The following is a 13,910-nucleotide window of genomic DNA, read 5'->3' on the forward strand; positions in this document are numbered from 1 at the left end:
AACCTCTTGATGCTAAGCCCGTGAAGCCGGCCTGGAGTCTTCGGACGAAGGGACGTGGTGGAGCCGGTGGCCCAACGGGGTAGTAGGTGAGCGATGGGGTGACGCAGGAAGGTAGTCCAGCCCGGGCGGTGGTTGTCCCGGGGTAAGGGTGTAGGCCGTGAGGTAGGCAAATCCGCCTCACATATAGGCTGAGACCTGATGCCGAGCCGATTGTGGTGAAGTGGATGATCCTATGCTGTCGAGAAAAGCCTCTAGCGAGTTTCATGGCGGCCCGTACCCCAAACCGACTCAGGTGGTCAGGTAGAGAATACCGAGGCGTTCGGGTGAACTATGGTTAAGGAACTCGGCAAAATGCCCCCGTAACTTCGGGAGAAGGGGGGCCATTCCTGGTGATGGGTCTTGCACCTTGAGCTGGGGGTGGCCGCAGAGACCAGCGAGAAGCGACTGTTTACTAAAAACACAGGTCCGTGCGAAGCCGTAAGGCGATGTATACGGACTGACGCCTGCCCGGTGCTGGAACGTTAAGGGGACCGGTTAGCTTGGTTTCGGCCAGGCGAAGCTGAGAACTTAAGCGCCAGTAAACGGCGGTGGTAACTATAACCATCCTAAGGTAGCGAAATTCCTTGTCGGGTAAGTTCCGACCTGCACGAATGGCGTAACGACTTCTCGACTGTCTCAACCATAGGCCCGGTGAAATTGCATTACGAGTAAAGATGCTCGTTTCGCGCAGCAGGACGGAAAGACCCCGGGACCTTTACTATAGCTTGATATTGGTGTTCGGTTCGGCTTGTGTAGGATAGGTGGGAGACTGTGAAGCAGCAACGCCAGTTGTTGTGGAGTCGCCGTTGAAATACCACTCTGGTCGTGCTGGATGTCTAACCTGGGTCCGTGATCCGGATCAGGGACAGTGTCTGGTGGGTAGTTTAACTGGGGCGGTTGCCTCCTAAAGGGTAACGGAGGCGCCCAAAGGTTCCCTCAGCCTGGTTGGCAATCAGGTGTTGAGTGTAAGTGCACAAGGGAGCTTGACTGTGAGACTGACGGGTCGAGCAGGTACGAAAGTAGGGACTAGTGATCCGGCGGTGGCTTGTGGAAGCGCCGTCGCTCAACGGATAAAAGGTACCCCGGGGATAACAGGCTGATCTTCCCCAAGAGTCCATATCGACGGGATGGTTTGGCACCTCGATGTCGGCTCGTCGCATCCTGGGGCTGGAGTAGGTCCCAAGGGTTGGGCTGTTCGCCCATTAAAGCGGTACGCGAGCTGGGTTTAGAACGTCGTGAGACAGTTCGGTCCCTATCCGCTGTGCGCGTAGGAGTGTTGAGAAGGGCTGTCCCTAGTACGAGAGGACCGGGACGGACGAACCTCTGGTGTGCCAGTTGTTCTGCCAAGGGCATGGCTGGTTGGCTACGTTCGGGAGGGATAACCGCTGAAAGCATCTAAGCGGGAAGCCTGCTTCGAGATGAGCACTCCCACCTCCTTGAGAGGGTAAGGCTCCCAGTAGACGACTGGGTTGATAGGCCGGATATGGAAGCCCTGTGAGGGGTGGAGTTGACCGGTACTAATAGGCCGAGGGCTTGTCCTCAGTTGCTCGCGTCCACTGTGTTGTTCTGAAACAACGACCCGCCCGTGTCCACGGGTGTGCGGTTGACAGTTTCATAGTGTTTCGGTGGTCATAGCGTGAGGGAAACGCCCGGTTACATTCCGAACCCGGAAGCTAAGCCTTACAGCGCCGATGGTACTGCAGGGGGGACCCTGTGGGAGAGTAGGACGCCGCCGAACAATCATTGCTGAAGAACCCCCATCCGGGACCCGGATGGGGGTTCTTCGCGTTTACGGCCCGTGCTCGTGGTGGCAAAAGCCGCTGGATCATCCGCTGCCGCCCGCCTTACGGTGGCGCGGTGAGCAACGAACCGGAAGCACCTGTCGGGCCCGTGCAGGCCTTTGAACCCCCGTACTACGCGGTGGTCTTCACCTCGGTGCGGACTCAGGACCAGAGCGGCTACGGCGAGACCAGCGCCCGCATGGAGGAGCTGGTGAAGGACATCCCCGGTTTCCTGGGGATGGACCACGCGCAGAATCCCGGCGGGCTGTCCATCACCGTCGGGTACTTCCGTGACGCCGAGGCCCTCACGGAGTGGCGGACCAACGCCGAGCACCGCGTGGCGCAGCAGCGCGGGCGAGCCGACTGGTACCAGGGCTACACGCTGCACGTGGCGAAGGTGGAGCGGAGCCACGGGTTCGTGCGGGAGTAGCGCCCGCGGCACCGCCCGGCAGCGGGACAGCCCGCAGCCGGTGTCCTGCGGGCCCCAATTATGCGGAGCAGGAAGTCGGACGGGCCGACTTCCTGCTCCGCCGCCGTTCACTCCTTCGGCGTGAGTGGCGTCAGCGGCGTCGCGACCCGGCTCTCCCAGGCCTGCTCCAGCGCGCGGGTGAACGTTTCGGCGGGCTGAGCGCCCGAGACGCCGAGCCGACGGTCCAGGACGAAGAACGGCACGCCCGTCGCACCCATGGCGCTAGCCGTGGCCTCGTCCTCGCGCACCGCCTCCGCGTACGCCTCCGGGTCGGCCAGGACGGCCGCGGCCGCCTCGCCGTCCAGGCCGGCCTCGACGGCCAGCTCGACCAGTCGGCCCGACTCGAAGGCCGACCGCTCCTCGGCGAAGTTGGCCCGGTACAGCCCGTCCAGCAGTTGCGCCTGCCGGCCGTGCTCCTCGGCGAAGTGCAGCAGGCGGTGCATGTCGAAGGAGTTCGCCGCGTCGCGGCCCTCGCGCAGGTACGGCAGGCCCTCGGCATGCGCGTTCTCCGCGATCCGGGCCTCCGCCGCCTCGGCCTGCTCCAGGCTCATGCCGTACTTCGCGGCCAGCAGCGGCACCACCGGACGGGCCTCGCGCGGCGCCCGAGGGTCCAGTTCGAAGGAGCGGTGGACGACCTCCACCTCCTCGCGGTGCGGGAAGGCCGCCAGCGCCTGCTCGAACCGGGCCTTGCCCACGTAGCACCACGGGCAGTTGATGTCGCTCCAGATCTCCACGCGCACGGCGCCGCACTCCTTCCAGCCTCGCGCGGACCTCCCGCGTCGACGCCTACCGGAACACCGCCGTCCACCTGAATATTTCTCTCTCTGAAACATCCGGGCGAGCCGGTCGGCGGCCGCCCGCCCCAGCGCCGCTCCCACGCCTCGCGCCGGGAGGACACCGTGGGGACGGCGGCGACGGCCTCTGCGTAGTGGCCGTGCCTGCTCAGGATTCCGGCAAGGATTCGGTGAGCCCCGTACTCGGTGGACGACCTGAGCAGGCCGAGGGCCTCGTCCGTCCGGCCGTCCAGCGCCGGCAGTCGGGCCCCAGGCCCCGCTACAGGCAGATCCAGCAGTACAGCCGCTCGCCGGCCGCCCGCGCCCGGCGGGCGAGGGCGATCAACTCCTCGGCCAGCGGCAGCAGATCGGAGGGATCGGCGCCGTACCACTCCTCGGCCTCGGCCCACCGCGCGACGGCCTCCGGCACCCGCTCGTCGGGCACCCCGGCGAGCGCGTCCCGGGCGGCGGCACCCAGTTCGGTGACCCACGGGCCGGTCGCCCACGGGTCGTCCCCGTCCCAGGGCCCGGACGGGCCGGGCGGCGGCGTGGTCGGCCAGACCGCCGTCTCCGGCACCAGGCCGGCCCGCCAGGGCTCCCCGAGGACGGCCGCCACCAGCTGGCCGAGCATGACGTCCGGATCGACGCCCTTGGCCTGCACCCCGTCGAAGGCCCCCTCGGAGGAACCGCCGGAGGGCCCGTCGAACGGAGGCAGCACGCCCTCCCCGAGCTCCAGGGCCCGGACGACCGTCGCCGCATCGGGCGCCCGGAAGTAGTCGGTCAGCACACCCATCGCGGCCACCCCACTCGTTCAGGTTCGACGTCGGGGACCAGTGAAGCAGCGGGCACCGACAGCGGAGCGGGCCGGCCGTCGGCAGGGGACTCAGCAGGAGACGCTGCCGCCGCCGACGCTGGTGTTCAGGACACCGACGAACTTCTTGAACAGGTTGATCCGGTCGTCCCGCTGGCCCGGGTTCTTCCCGTCGCACTCCAGCGCGCCGTTGATGCTCCGGATGGTCTCCCCGAAGCCCTTGCCGTTGACGATGGCGTCGTGCGGGGTCATCCGCCCGGCGCCGGTCTGGCTGTTCCAGAACCAGAGGGCGGTCTTCCAGGAGACGGCCGGGTCCTTCTCGACCTTGGAGGGGTCGTGCAGCAGGTCGATGTGCAGGGCGTCGCCGGCCGCCTTGTAGTTGAAGTTCCAGCTCAGCTGGAGCGGCCCGCGCCCGTAGTACGCCGCCTGCCCCGCCGGACAGCCGTACGGCTGCGAAGCGTCGCAGTAGTGCGGGTAGTTGGCGGTGTTCTGCTCCACCACGAACCGCAGGCCGCCGGTCTCGTGGCCGACGTTGGCCAGGAAGGCCGCCGCCTCGCGTCTGCGGGTGGCGTCGTCGCCGGTGGTGGCGAACTTCGGGTAGGCGCTCAGGGCGTCGACCAGGCCCCGGTAGGTGTAGAAGCCGTTCCGGCTCGGGAACATCTGGTTGAACTGGGACTCGCTGACCACGAAGGAGCCGGCGGCGGAGGCCGGGGCGGTCCGGCCGGCGACAGCGAGGGTGCTCAGGACGGCGGCGGAGGCCGCCAGCGACAGGGTGCGCGAGAGCTTCATCGATGCCTCGATTCCGTTGGCTGGATCGGAAGTTCGCTCTTGGCGCTTCGCTCGCGAAGGACCTCGGCCATCGTGGTGGTCGCCGGCCGTCGACCGCACCCCTCGGAGGTCTAAACCACCCGCACGGGTCGTATCCGATCCAAGAGGTGGACGGCCGGGCCATGGTGATCATCCGGCTGTCGTCGGCACCGGATAGCCTCGTGCGCAGCGGGGACGGGACCGCGCGGGACCACCGGGGGAGCAGGACGAATGAGCGGTCACACCGACGACGGGGGCGACGGGCGCCTGGCCGCGCAGGGGGAGGTGGCGGTCGCCCGGCTGGCCATCGACTCGGGGGACCTGGCGCACGCCGCCGAGCACCTCGGCGACGCGATCCTCGCCGACCCCCAACTGCCCGAACTGCACGAGGCGCTGGCCGAGTTGTGCGCCGCGGCGGGAGGCCCGGCGGCGGCCCGCGGGCTGTTCCCGCTGGACGGCCAGGTGTACCTCGGCACGGTGGCCTGCCGGGCCCACGTGGAGGCCGCCGCCGGGGACTGGGACGCCGCCGTCGGCCTGCTCGCCTCCGCCGTCCAGTACGAGCCGGCCCGCCCCTGGGCGCACGCCGCCTGGCTCGCCCGCGAGGACCTGCCCGGCCTGGTCGACCCGGACGCCGTCGCCCAGGCGGTGGCCCGCGCGACCGGTGCGCTGCCCGACCCGCTCCCGGCCGGACTCGCCGAAGCCGTACGGCCGTTCCACGACTTCGCGCAGGCGGTGCTGGCCCGCCACACCGACCACGTGCTGCTGCTCGCGATGGCCTCGGGCCTGACCCGCCGGCTCGGTGACACCGTCCGGGCCGTCGAACTCGCCGAGCGGGCCCACCGGTTGGCCCCCGGCTACCTGCCCGCCGTGATGCTCGGCAACGCCCTGCGCTCGGCCGGCCGGCCGGAGCGGGCGCTCGACGTCTGGGAGGCCGAGCTGGAGCGGGCCGCGCCGGACCGCGACGACTCCAGCGGCTACCTCGCCGTCGACGTCGCCGAGCTGTACGGCGTGCTCGGCCGCCCCGCCGAAGGCCTGCCCTGGCTGGACCGGGTGCTCGCCGTCGAGCCCGACCACCCCAAGGCCGGCCCGGCCCGGTACGGGCTGCGGCACGCCCTCGACGGGGACCCGGCCCACCTGCTCGGCCTGGCCGACCACCACCGCGCCCACCCCGAGCACGGGTACGCCCAGGAGCTGCTGGAGCGGCTGAGCCGCCGGGAGCCCTGGCTCGGCCTGGTCTCCGGTGCCACCGAGGCCACCGTCAACGTGCTGCACCAGGTGCTCGCCGAGCCCGGCGCCACCCGCGACACCGAGATCGACTGCACCGCCTCCACCCTGGAGCCGCCCAGCTCGGTGCTGGCCGTCCGGCTCGCGCTGCCGCGCGCCACCGTCGGCTACCAGGCCGTCGGCGAGCCCGACCCCCGGCTGCCGCTGACCGAGCCCACCACCCGGATCTGGGCCTGGGACGGCACCGACCCGCGCCCGGCCGTCGCCCCGCCCGCACCGCGGAGCGCCGAACTCGTCCGGGCCACCGCCGAGGTCTTCTGGCCGACCATCCCCGCCGCCTACGACCACGCCGTGCGGCTGGCCGGGCTGCCGCTGGACGACCTGCTCGGCGTCCTGGTCCATCCGCCGATGCCGCGCGAGGACGAACTCGGCCGTGCCCTGCTCGCCCACCAGCCCGAACTCTGGGTGCGGGCCGTCCAGGTCTTCGCCTGCCTCGGCATCGCCCACCACCGCACCGACCAGCCCTGGGAGGGCTCCGAGCGCCGCCGGGTACTGCGCGACCTGCTGCTCGGGCCGGAGGACTGGGTGGTCGAGGCGGCCGGCTTCGCGCTGGTCGCGATCGGCTGGACCGAGCCGCGGACCCGGGCGGACGTCGCCGCCCTGCTCCAGCAGCGGCTGCACCACGACGCCCGGGCCCGCCACACCCGGGTGGTGACCATCCTGCGCTCGCTGTCCGCGCTGGTGCTCGCCGCGCCCTGGATGTCCGACGAGGACCGCGCGCTCGCCCGGCGCCTGACGGCCCGGGAGGACGCCGCCGACGCGGGGGCGGCGGCTCAATCGGCGGCCCAACCGGCGGGGGCGGAACCGGCGACGGGGGAGGCCGACCGGGCGGCGGAGCGCGCGGAGGGGGCAGCGGCGGGGAAGGAGCCCCGCCCCGGCCGTCTGCGCCGCCTCTTCGGGAGGGGCTGAGACGGGCCGGCTCTAACCCACCCCGGGCAGCGGATCCTGGTCCACGTCGAACCGCGCGACCCGCTCCGCCGGATCCCGGCACTCCGGCCCCAGCCGCAGCATCCGGGACTCCGGATCGTGCAGCGGCCGGTGGCACCGGCGGCAGGTCACCCGCGGCCGGAGGGTCCGCGCGGTGTCCGTACCGGGAAGCGGTTCGGGTCCGGTCGGGCTGGACGGACCCGCCGGGCTGGGCGGTCCGGTCGGGCTGGTCATGGTCAGACGGTAGCCGCCCGCACCGTCAAGGCCCCCTGCCGGTGCGTGGCACGATGGCCCCATGGCCACCGACCGCAGCAGCGCAGGAGATCCGGCACGCACCCTCGCCCTGCTCTGGGGACTCACCGCCGAGGAGAAGCCCGGTCGGCGCGGCCCCCGGCAGGCCCGCTCGACCGGCGAGATCGCCGCCACCGCGATCGCCCTGGCCGACGCCGAGGGCGTGGACGCCGTCACCATGCGCCGGGTCGCGCAGGAGCTGGGGCTCTCCCCGATGGCGCTCTACACCTACGTGCCCGGCAAGGCCGAGCTGCTCGACCTGATGCTGGACACGGTCTACGCCACGATGCCCCGCAGCACCCCCGCCGACGAGGGCTGGCGAGCCCGGGTCACCGCCGTCGCCGACGACAACCGCGCGCTGCACCGCGCCCACCCGTGGGTGGCCGCCGTCTCCACCAGCCGCCCGCCGCTCGGGCCCGGGCTGATGGCCAAGTACGAGTACGAGCTGCGCGCCTTCGAGGGCACCGGCCTGTCCGACGTCGACCTGGACGCCGGGCTGACCCACCTGCTCGGCTTCGTCCAGACCTGCGCCCGGATGGCGGCCGACGAGCGCGCCGCCCGGCAGGACAGCGCGATGACCGACGAGCAGTGGTGGGCCTCCAACGCCGAACTGCTCGCCCGGGTCTTCGACCCCGAGCGCTACCCGGTCGCCGCCCGGGTCGGTGCCGCCGCCGGGGAGGCTCACGGCGGCGCCTACAGCCCGGACCACGCCTACGCCTTCGGCCTGGCCCGGGTCCTGGACGGGCTCGAAGCCCTCATCGCGGAGCGGTAGCGCGCCCGTCGTACTCCTGACGGGCCGTCTCGACCTCGGGCACCCGCCGCTCCGACCAGTGCGCCAGCGCGGCGACCAGCTCCGCCGCCTCCCGCCCCAGCGGGGTGAGGCTGTAGTCGACCCGCGGCGGGATCACCGGGTGCGCCTCGCGCAGCACGAAGCCGTCCCGCTCCAGCGTCTGGAGGGTCTGGGCGAGCATCTTCTCGCTGACCCCGGTGACCCGGCGGCGCAGTTCGCTGAACCGGTAGCCGCGCTCGTTCAGCGCGCCCAGCACCAGCACGCCCCAGCGGCTGGTGACGTGCTCCAGCACGCCCCGGGACGGACACATCCGGTCGAACACGTCGGCGGGCGGCGGTCCGCCCGCCTTCAGCTCGCTTACCTTCATGTCAGTACCCTACTTTGAAGTGCGTACTTTCGAAAGGTTAGTGCCGTCCGTAGGGTGAGTTTCGAGGTCAGAACCCCGTAGCAACCCCTGAGGAGCAACACCATGTACGTCGTCACCGGCGCCACCGGCCAGCTCGGCCGTCTCGTCGTCGAGGGCCTGCTGGCCCAGGTCCCCGCGAGCGAGGTGGCCGTCGCCGTCCGCTCCGCCGAGAAGGCCGCCGACCTGGCCGCGCGCGGCGTGGCCGTCCGGGTGGTCGACTACGACCGGCCCCAGACCCTGGCCGGCGCCTTCGCCGAGGGCGACCGGGTGCTGCTGATCTCCGGCAGTGAGGTCGGCCGCCGGATCCCGCAGCACCGGGCCGTGGTGGAGGCCGCCAAGGCCGCCGGGGTCGCGCTGCTCGCCTACACCAGCGCTCCCGGCGCGGCCACCTTCCGGCTGGCCGACGAGCACCGGGCGACCGAGGAGCTGATCCTCGCCTCCGGCCTGCCGTACGCGTTCCTGCGCAACGGCTGGTACACCGAGAACTACCTGGGCGACGCGGCCGGCACGGTGGCGCGCGGCACGGTGCTCGGCAGCGCCGGCGAGGGCCGGATCGCCACCGCCCCGCGCCGGGACTACGCGGCCGCGGCGGTCGCCGTCCTGGTCGGCGAGGGGCACGACAACACGGTGTACGAGCTGAGCGGCGACACCGCCTGGAGCCTGCCCGAGCTGGCCGCCGAGCTGGCGAAGGCCTCCGGCAAGCCGGTCGGGCACCGGGACGTCACCCCGGCCGAGCACCTGGACGCGCTGGTCGGCGCGGGCCTGCCGCAGGGCTTCGCCGAGGCCCTGGTGGACGTGGACGCGGGCATCGCGCGCGGCGAGCTGGCCGGCACCCCCGGCGACCTGGCCCGGCTGATCGGCCGTCCGACCGTCCCGCTGGCCGAGTCCGTCCGCGAGGCCCTGAACGCCTGAGCCGCCACGGCCCACGGGGCTCCCGAGCCGCTACGGGCCCGGGAGCCCGAAGCGCCACCGTGCCCCCGGGGGCCCGGAACGCCGCAGCTCCGGGCCCCCGGGAGGCCGTGGAAGGTCCAGCATGCAAACGGTGTCATGACCAAAGTGCGGAAACGGAGATGACAGCCACCCCTCCCGCCGGTTACCGTCACCTGGACACACGCGCGCGGGAGGGCACTCGGCCATGGCGGACACAGACCAGCAGGACAACGGCCGGGGCCTCTGGTACGGCGTCGCCGCGTACGGCATCTGGGGCCTCTTCCCGCTGTTCTGGCCGCTGCTGGAACCGGGTGCCGCCGACGACATCCTGGCCAACCGGATGGTCTGGTCCCTGGTCGCGGTCGTCCTGCTGCTGATCGCCCAGCGGCACTGGGGCTGGATACGCCCGCTGCTGCGCCAGCCCCGCCGGCTCGCCATGCTGGCCGGCGCGGCCACCGTGATCTCGGTCAACTGGGGCGTCTACATCTGGGCCGTCAACGCCGGCCACGTCGTCGAGACCAGCCTCGGCTACTTCATCAACCCGCTGGTCACCATCGGCTTCGGTGTCCTGGTACTCAAGGAGCGGCTGCGCAACGCGCAGTGGACGGCGGTCGGCATCGGCGCCGCCGCCGTCGCGGTGCTGACCGTCGCGTACGGGCAGCTGCCCTGGATCGCGCTCACCCTGGCGCTCTCCTTCGCCACCTACGGCCTGCTGAAGAAGCAGGTCGGCCTGAGCGGGCTGGAGAGCCTGGCGGCCGAGAGCGCCTTCATGTTCCCGTTCGCCCTCGGCTACCTGGTCTACCTGGAGGTCTCCGGGCGCGGCACCTTCGGGCACACGGTGGCCGGCTCGTACGGCTGGGGGCACTCCGGGCTGCTGATGCTCAGCGGGGTGATCACCGCGATCCCGCTGCTGTTCTTCGGCGCGGCCGCCGTCCGGGTGCCGCTGACCGTGCTCGGGCTGCTGCAGTACCTGGCGCCGGTGTTCCAGTTCCTGATCGGCGTCGCGGTGTTCCACGAGTCCATGCCGCCCGCCCGCTGGGCCGGCTTCGCCCTGGTCTGGGCCGCGCTCGCGCTGCTCACCTGGGACGCGCTGCGCCAGGTGCGGGCCGACCGCGCGGTGCGGGCCGCGGCGGTGGCGCCGCAGCCCGTACCGGCGGAGCCGGCCGTCACGCGCTGATGTCCCGGCTGGTGAAGCGGGACCACGCCGCCGAGCCGAACACCGCGACGTAGGCGGCCTGGAGGCCGAGGTCCTTCAGCACGCCGTCCCAGTACATCGGTGCCCGCAGCAGGTCCGCGAAGCTCAGCCAGTAGTGGGAGAACAGGAACGGGCTGACGGCGTCCAGCTGCGGGAAGGCGTCCAGGATCTGGACGGTGACCACCAGCCCGACGGTGGCGGCCATCGCCGCGATGCCGCTGCCGGTGAGGGTGGAGACGAACAGCCCGATCGCCACCAGCCCGGCCAGTGAGGCCGCGACCACCAGGGCCACCAGCAGCGCGCGCAGCAGCGCGTCGCCGAGCCCGATGGTGTCCCCGGAGATCAGGGTGACCCGGCCGAGCGGGAAGAGCGCGGCGCCGGCGGCCAGCGCCGTCACCGCGACCGCCGCCGTCGCGGCCAGGCAGAACACCAGTCCGGCGGTGAACTTGGCGGCCAGCAGCCTGGTCCGGCCGGCGGGGGCGACCAGCAGGTAGCGCAGCGTCCCGGTGGCCGCCTCGCCCGCCACCGAGTCCCCGGCGACCACGCCGACGGTCATCGGCAGGAAGACCGGCAGCGCCACCGCGAGCGCGGTGAAGACGAGGAAGAGCCCGTTCTGGGTGGTCTGCGCGATGAAGCTCGGACCGCCGCCGCCCTCGTGCGGACTGTCCGTGTTGAGCTTGACCACCACCCCGATCAGGATCGGCAGCACCGCCAGGATGCCCAGCAGCACCTTGGTGCGCATCCGGCGGAAGGTCAGGTGCAGCTCGCTGCGGAACAGCGCCAGGAACCCGGCTGCCGTCTGCGGCCGCCGACCGATGACGATCGGCGGTGTCCCGGCCGGCGACTCGGTCCGCGACTCGGTCCGCGCGTCAGCCCGCGACATCGAAGCCCTCCCCGGTCAGCGCCACGAAGGCGTCCTCCAACGTGCCCCGCTCCAGCCCGAATCCGTGCACCCGCACCCCGGCCTCGACCAGCGCCGCGCACAGCCTGGGCAGCGCCTCCTCGTCCAGCACACCCGGCTCGCCGTCCACCCGGCCGTCGCCGGGCACCAGCGCGGTGACCCGGTGGGCCGCCAGCACCTCCGCGGCCCGCGTCACGTCCGGGGTGCGGACCACCAGCCGGCCCTGGGCCCGGGCGGCCAGCTCGGCGACGGTGCCCTGCACCACCAGCCGGCCCCGGGACATCACCGCGGCGTGGGTGCAGACCTGCTCGATCTCGTCCAGCAGGTGCGAGGAGAGGAACACCGTGGTGCCCTCCGCCGCGACCTCCCGGACCAGCGCCCGGATCTCCCGCATGCCCTGCGGGTCCAGCCCGTTGGTCGGCTCGTCCAGCACCAGCAGCTCGCGCGGCTGGAGCAGCGCGGAGGCCAGGCCCAGCCGCTGCTTCATGCCCAGCGAGTACGCCCGGGCCTTCTTGCCCGCCGCGGCGCTCAGGCCGACCCGCTCCAGCGCCGCCTCGACCCGCTGCCGGCGGGTGCGCGGGTCGGCGGTCGGGTCGGCGGCGTCGAAGCGCACCAGGTTGTCCCGTCCGGAGAGGAAGCCGTACAGGGCCGGGCCCTCGATCAGCGCGCCCACCCGGGGCAGCACCGTGGCGACGGACTGCGGCATCGACTCGCCGAGGACGGTGGCCGCGCCGGAGGTGGGGGCGATCAGGCCCATCAGCATCCGGATGGTGGTGGTCTTGCCGGAGCCGTTGGGGCCCAGGAAGCCGAAGACGGAGCCGCGCGGCACGGCCAGGTCCAGACCGTCCACGGCGAGCTGGCCGCCGCGGAAGCGCTTGGTCAGGCCGCGGGTCCGGATGACGTCGTCGGTGCCGGGACCGGGCGGGCCGGCGGCACCCCGGGAGGTGGGCGAGGCGGCGTCCTGGGGCGAGGGGGCGGAGCAGGCGGCGGAGGAAGCGGATGGAACGGGCGCGGGGGCCGGGCGCGACGCGGCGCCCGTACCCCCGGCCGACTCCGTAACGTCCCCCGTTACGGGAGCCTTGGTCATCCGTCAGTTCACCCCGGCGGCGTGCTGGAGGACCGGCAGGGTCACCGCGCCGGCCAGGACCCGGCCGTCGTCGGTGAGCAGGACGTTGAGCACCTTGGTGCTCACCAGGGTGCCGCCGGCGACCGGCTTGCCGAGCGACTTCACCATCGCCCGCGGGTCCACCGACCGCCCCGACCGGTCCCCGTGCCCGCCGCCCTGGGTGTCGCCCTTCGGCGCCCCGTCCACCGCGCCGGGCAGCTTGGTGGAGACGACCGTCGTCCAGCCCTCGCCGATCACGTTGACGCCCTCGGCCGCCCCGGCGCCCCGGTGCTCCCGGGCCCCGCCCGGCGCGCCCCCGGCCGCGTCCCCCGCCTTCTGCTCCGTCACCTTGGCGCCCTTGGGGGCGGTGAAGTCGAAGGTCCTGTCGGCCGGCTTGGCGAAGGACACCTGGGTGAAGCGGACGTTCAGCACGGTGCTGCCGTCCACGGACTTCACCGCCACCGACAGCGGCACCCCGTTCTCGGCGGCCACCGCGATCCGGACCTCGGCGAGGGTCGAACCGGACTGGGTGGGCTTCACGCTCAGCTGGTAGGCGTTCTGCCCGGCCACCTTGGCCGTCCCGGCGACGATCACCGAGGTGGTGCCGGCGCTCCCGGCCAGGAACTGCCGGGCGGCCTCCTGCGGGCTGGTCGGCAGCTCGGACAGCGGCGTCCCGGCGTGCGGCCGCTCGCCGGCGGCCCGACCGGTCATGTGCACCGCGCTGTTGGACGAGCTGTCCCAGGCCCAGGCCTGGTCGCCGTTGCGAACCAGGGTGTAGCCCGCCATGTTCTCCAGCACGTCCACCCGCTGGCGGTCCGGGCCGTCCACCGCGATCCGCAGCGTCTGGTCCCCGCCGAGCAGGCCGAGCAGCTTGGACTGCGGGTCCGCGGCGGAGCCCCCGCCGCCCTTGCCGCCGGCCGCCGCGCCGAGGCCGCCGGCCGTGCCGAGCAGCTGACCGGGCACCCCGAGGTCGGTGCTGATCGAGACCGTCCCGGACAGCGTCTGCGCCTCGGAGCCGAGCACCTTGGCGACCAGCTGCTCCGCGGACAGCGCCGGGAGGTCGGGCGCGCCGTCGGCGGCCAGCGCCGGGACCAGGCCCACCCCCGCGGCGATCACCGCGACCACCGCCACCGGCACCCCGGCACGCATCAGGACGCGCCGCCGGGAGCGGTACGGTACACCGCCGTCCAGATCGTCCCCCGCCGTCTTCTCATTGGTCATGGCGTCCTCAACTCCTCCGCGAACACGTCCGATTGGCCTTGCCCCTCCATTAGAGGCCGCCGCGCCGCCGCCGTCATCGCCCTGTGGGGGCAGATCGGGTGGCCTTCTTGGGTACGCCGACCCTGAGACGGTCTCAGGGTCGGCCCCTCCGCGGGCCCCTCCGCTGGCGTAGGGTCGCGC

At 72.4% G+C, this 13,910-nt stretch carries 13 protein-coding genes and 2 rRNA genes (1 of these 15 running past the window's edge); 7 read left to right on the top strand and 8 right to left on the bottom strand.

Annotated elements, in window-relative coordinates:
• The 3 genes from ACZ5GH_RS21085 to ACZ5GH_RS21095 all read left to right on the top strand — a co-directional run.
• Positions 1-1,580 (top strand): 23S ribosomal RNA (locus ACZ5GH_RS21085); it begins 1,541 nt to the left of the window's first position.
• 80 nt (positions 1,581-1,660) lie between these two features.
• Positions 1,661-1,777 (top strand): 5S ribosomal RNA (gene rrf, locus ACZ5GH_RS21090).
• Positions 1,778-1,896: 119 nt separating this feature from the next.
• Entirely contained in the window at positions 1,897-2,250 is a 354-nt protein-coding gene (locus tag ACZ5GH_RS21095) for an antibiotic biosynthesis monooxygenase family protein (RefSeq protein ID WP_401113625.1), read from the top strand.
• A gap of 107 nt (positions 2,251-2,357) precedes the next feature.
• Here the strand turns inward: ACZ5GH_RS21095 and ACZ5GH_RS21100 are convergent, their stop codons facing one another.
• The 3 genes from ACZ5GH_RS21100 to ACZ5GH_RS21110 form a co-directional block, all read right to left on the bottom strand.
• Positions 2,358-3,029 (bottom strand): DsbA family oxidoreductase, encoded by a 672-nt coding sequence (locus tag ACZ5GH_RS21100; protein ID WP_387749332.1) that lies wholly within the window; start codon positions 3,027-3,029, stop codon positions 2,358-2,360.
• Positions 3,030-3,342: 313 nt separating this feature from the next.
• Positions 3,343-3,855, bottom strand: coding sequence for a hypothetical protein (locus ACZ5GH_RS21105; RefSeq protein ID WP_464335004.1), 513 nt, complete (start codon positions 3,853-3,855; stop codon positions 3,343-3,345).
• A 90-nt stretch (positions 3,856-3,945) separates the two neighbouring features.
• Positions 3,946-4,662: a chitinase gene (locus tag ACZ5GH_RS21110; protein ID WP_387749337.1), complete on the bottom strand. Its 717-nt coding sequence runs from the start codon at positions 4,660-4,662 to the stop codon at positions 3,946-3,948.
• Positions 4,663-4,911: 249 nt separating this feature from the next.
• Between ACZ5GH_RS21110 and ACZ5GH_RS21115 the strand changes: the two genes are divergently transcribed.
• A complete protein-coding gene (locus tag ACZ5GH_RS21115; protein ID WP_464335005.1) occupies positions 4,912-6,873 on the top strand; it encodes a hypothetical protein in 1,962 nt (653 codons plus the stop codon).
• 12 nt (positions 6,874-6,885) lie between these two features.
• Here ACZ5GH_RS21115 and ACZ5GH_RS21120 read toward each other — a convergent pair whose 3' ends face one another.
• Entirely contained in the window at positions 6,886-7,125 is a 240-nt protein-coding gene (locus ACZ5GH_RS21120; RefSeq protein WP_464335006.1) for a DUF6011 domain-containing protein, read from the bottom strand.
• 61 nt (positions 7,126-7,186) lie between these two features.
• Here ACZ5GH_RS21120 and ACZ5GH_RS21125 point away from each other — a divergent pair, with 61 nt between their 5' ends.
• Positions 7,187-7,954 carry a TetR/AcrR family transcriptional regulator gene (locus ACZ5GH_RS21125; protein ID WP_464335007.1) on the top strand — a complete coding sequence of 256 codons (768 nt, stop codon included), beginning with the start codon at positions 7,187-7,189 and terminating at the stop codon, positions 7,952-7,954.
• Here ACZ5GH_RS21125 and ACZ5GH_RS21130 read toward each other — a convergent pair.
• Complete coding sequence (locus ACZ5GH_RS21130) at positions 7,938-8,339, bottom strand: winged helix-turn-helix transcriptional regulator (protein ID WP_387749349.1); 402 nt, start codon at positions 8,337-8,339, stop codon at positions 7,938-7,940. The two genes, ACZ5GH_RS21125 and ACZ5GH_RS21130, sit on opposite strands and share 17 nt — an antisense overlap.
• A gap of 102 nt (positions 8,340-8,441) precedes the next feature.
• Here ACZ5GH_RS21130 and ACZ5GH_RS21135 point away from each other — a divergent pair, with 102 nt between their 5' ends.
• Both ACZ5GH_RS21135 and rarD read left to right on the top strand, forming a co-directional pair.
• Positions 8,442-9,290 carry an SDR family oxidoreductase gene (locus ACZ5GH_RS21135; RefSeq protein WP_387749351.1) on the top strand — a complete coding sequence of 283 codons (849 nt, stop codon included), beginning with the start codon at positions 8,442-8,444 and terminating at the stop codon, positions 9,288-9,290.
• A gap of 223 nt (positions 9,291-9,513) precedes the next feature.
• Entirely contained in the window at positions 9,514-10,485 is a 972-nt protein-coding gene (rarD, locus tag ACZ5GH_RS21140) for an EamA family transporter RarD (protein ID WP_387749354.1), read from the top strand.
• Here the strand turns inward: rarD and ACZ5GH_RS21145 are convergent.
• The 3 genes from ACZ5GH_RS21145 to ACZ5GH_RS21155 are packed head-to-tail and all read right to left on the bottom strand — an operon-like array spanning position 10,475 to position 13,730.
• Positions 10,475-11,386 (bottom strand): ABC transporter permease, encoded by a 912-nt coding sequence (locus ACZ5GH_RS21145; protein ID WP_464335008.1) that lies wholly within the window; start codon positions 11,384-11,386, stop codon positions 10,475-10,477. The two genes, rarD and ACZ5GH_RS21145, sit on opposite strands and share 11 nt — an antisense overlap.
• Positions 11,373-12,491 carry an ABC transporter ATP-binding protein gene (locus ACZ5GH_RS21150; RefSeq protein WP_464335009.1) on the bottom strand — a complete coding sequence of 373 codons (1,119 nt, stop codon included), beginning with the start codon at positions 12,489-12,491 and terminating at the stop codon, positions 11,373-11,375. Before ACZ5GH_RS21150 ends, ACZ5GH_RS21145 begins: the two co-directional genes overlap by 14 nt.
• Before the next feature lie 3 nt (positions 12,492-12,494).
• Positions 12,495-13,730 carry a LolA family protein gene (locus ACZ5GH_RS21155; RefSeq protein WP_464335010.1) on the bottom strand — a complete coding sequence of 412 codons (1,236 nt, stop codon included), beginning with the start codon at positions 13,728-13,730 and terminating at the stop codon, positions 12,495-12,497.
• Positions 13,731-13,910: the final 180 nt, after the last annotated feature.

This window comes from Kitasatospora sp. Xyl93, assembly GCF_055383135.1.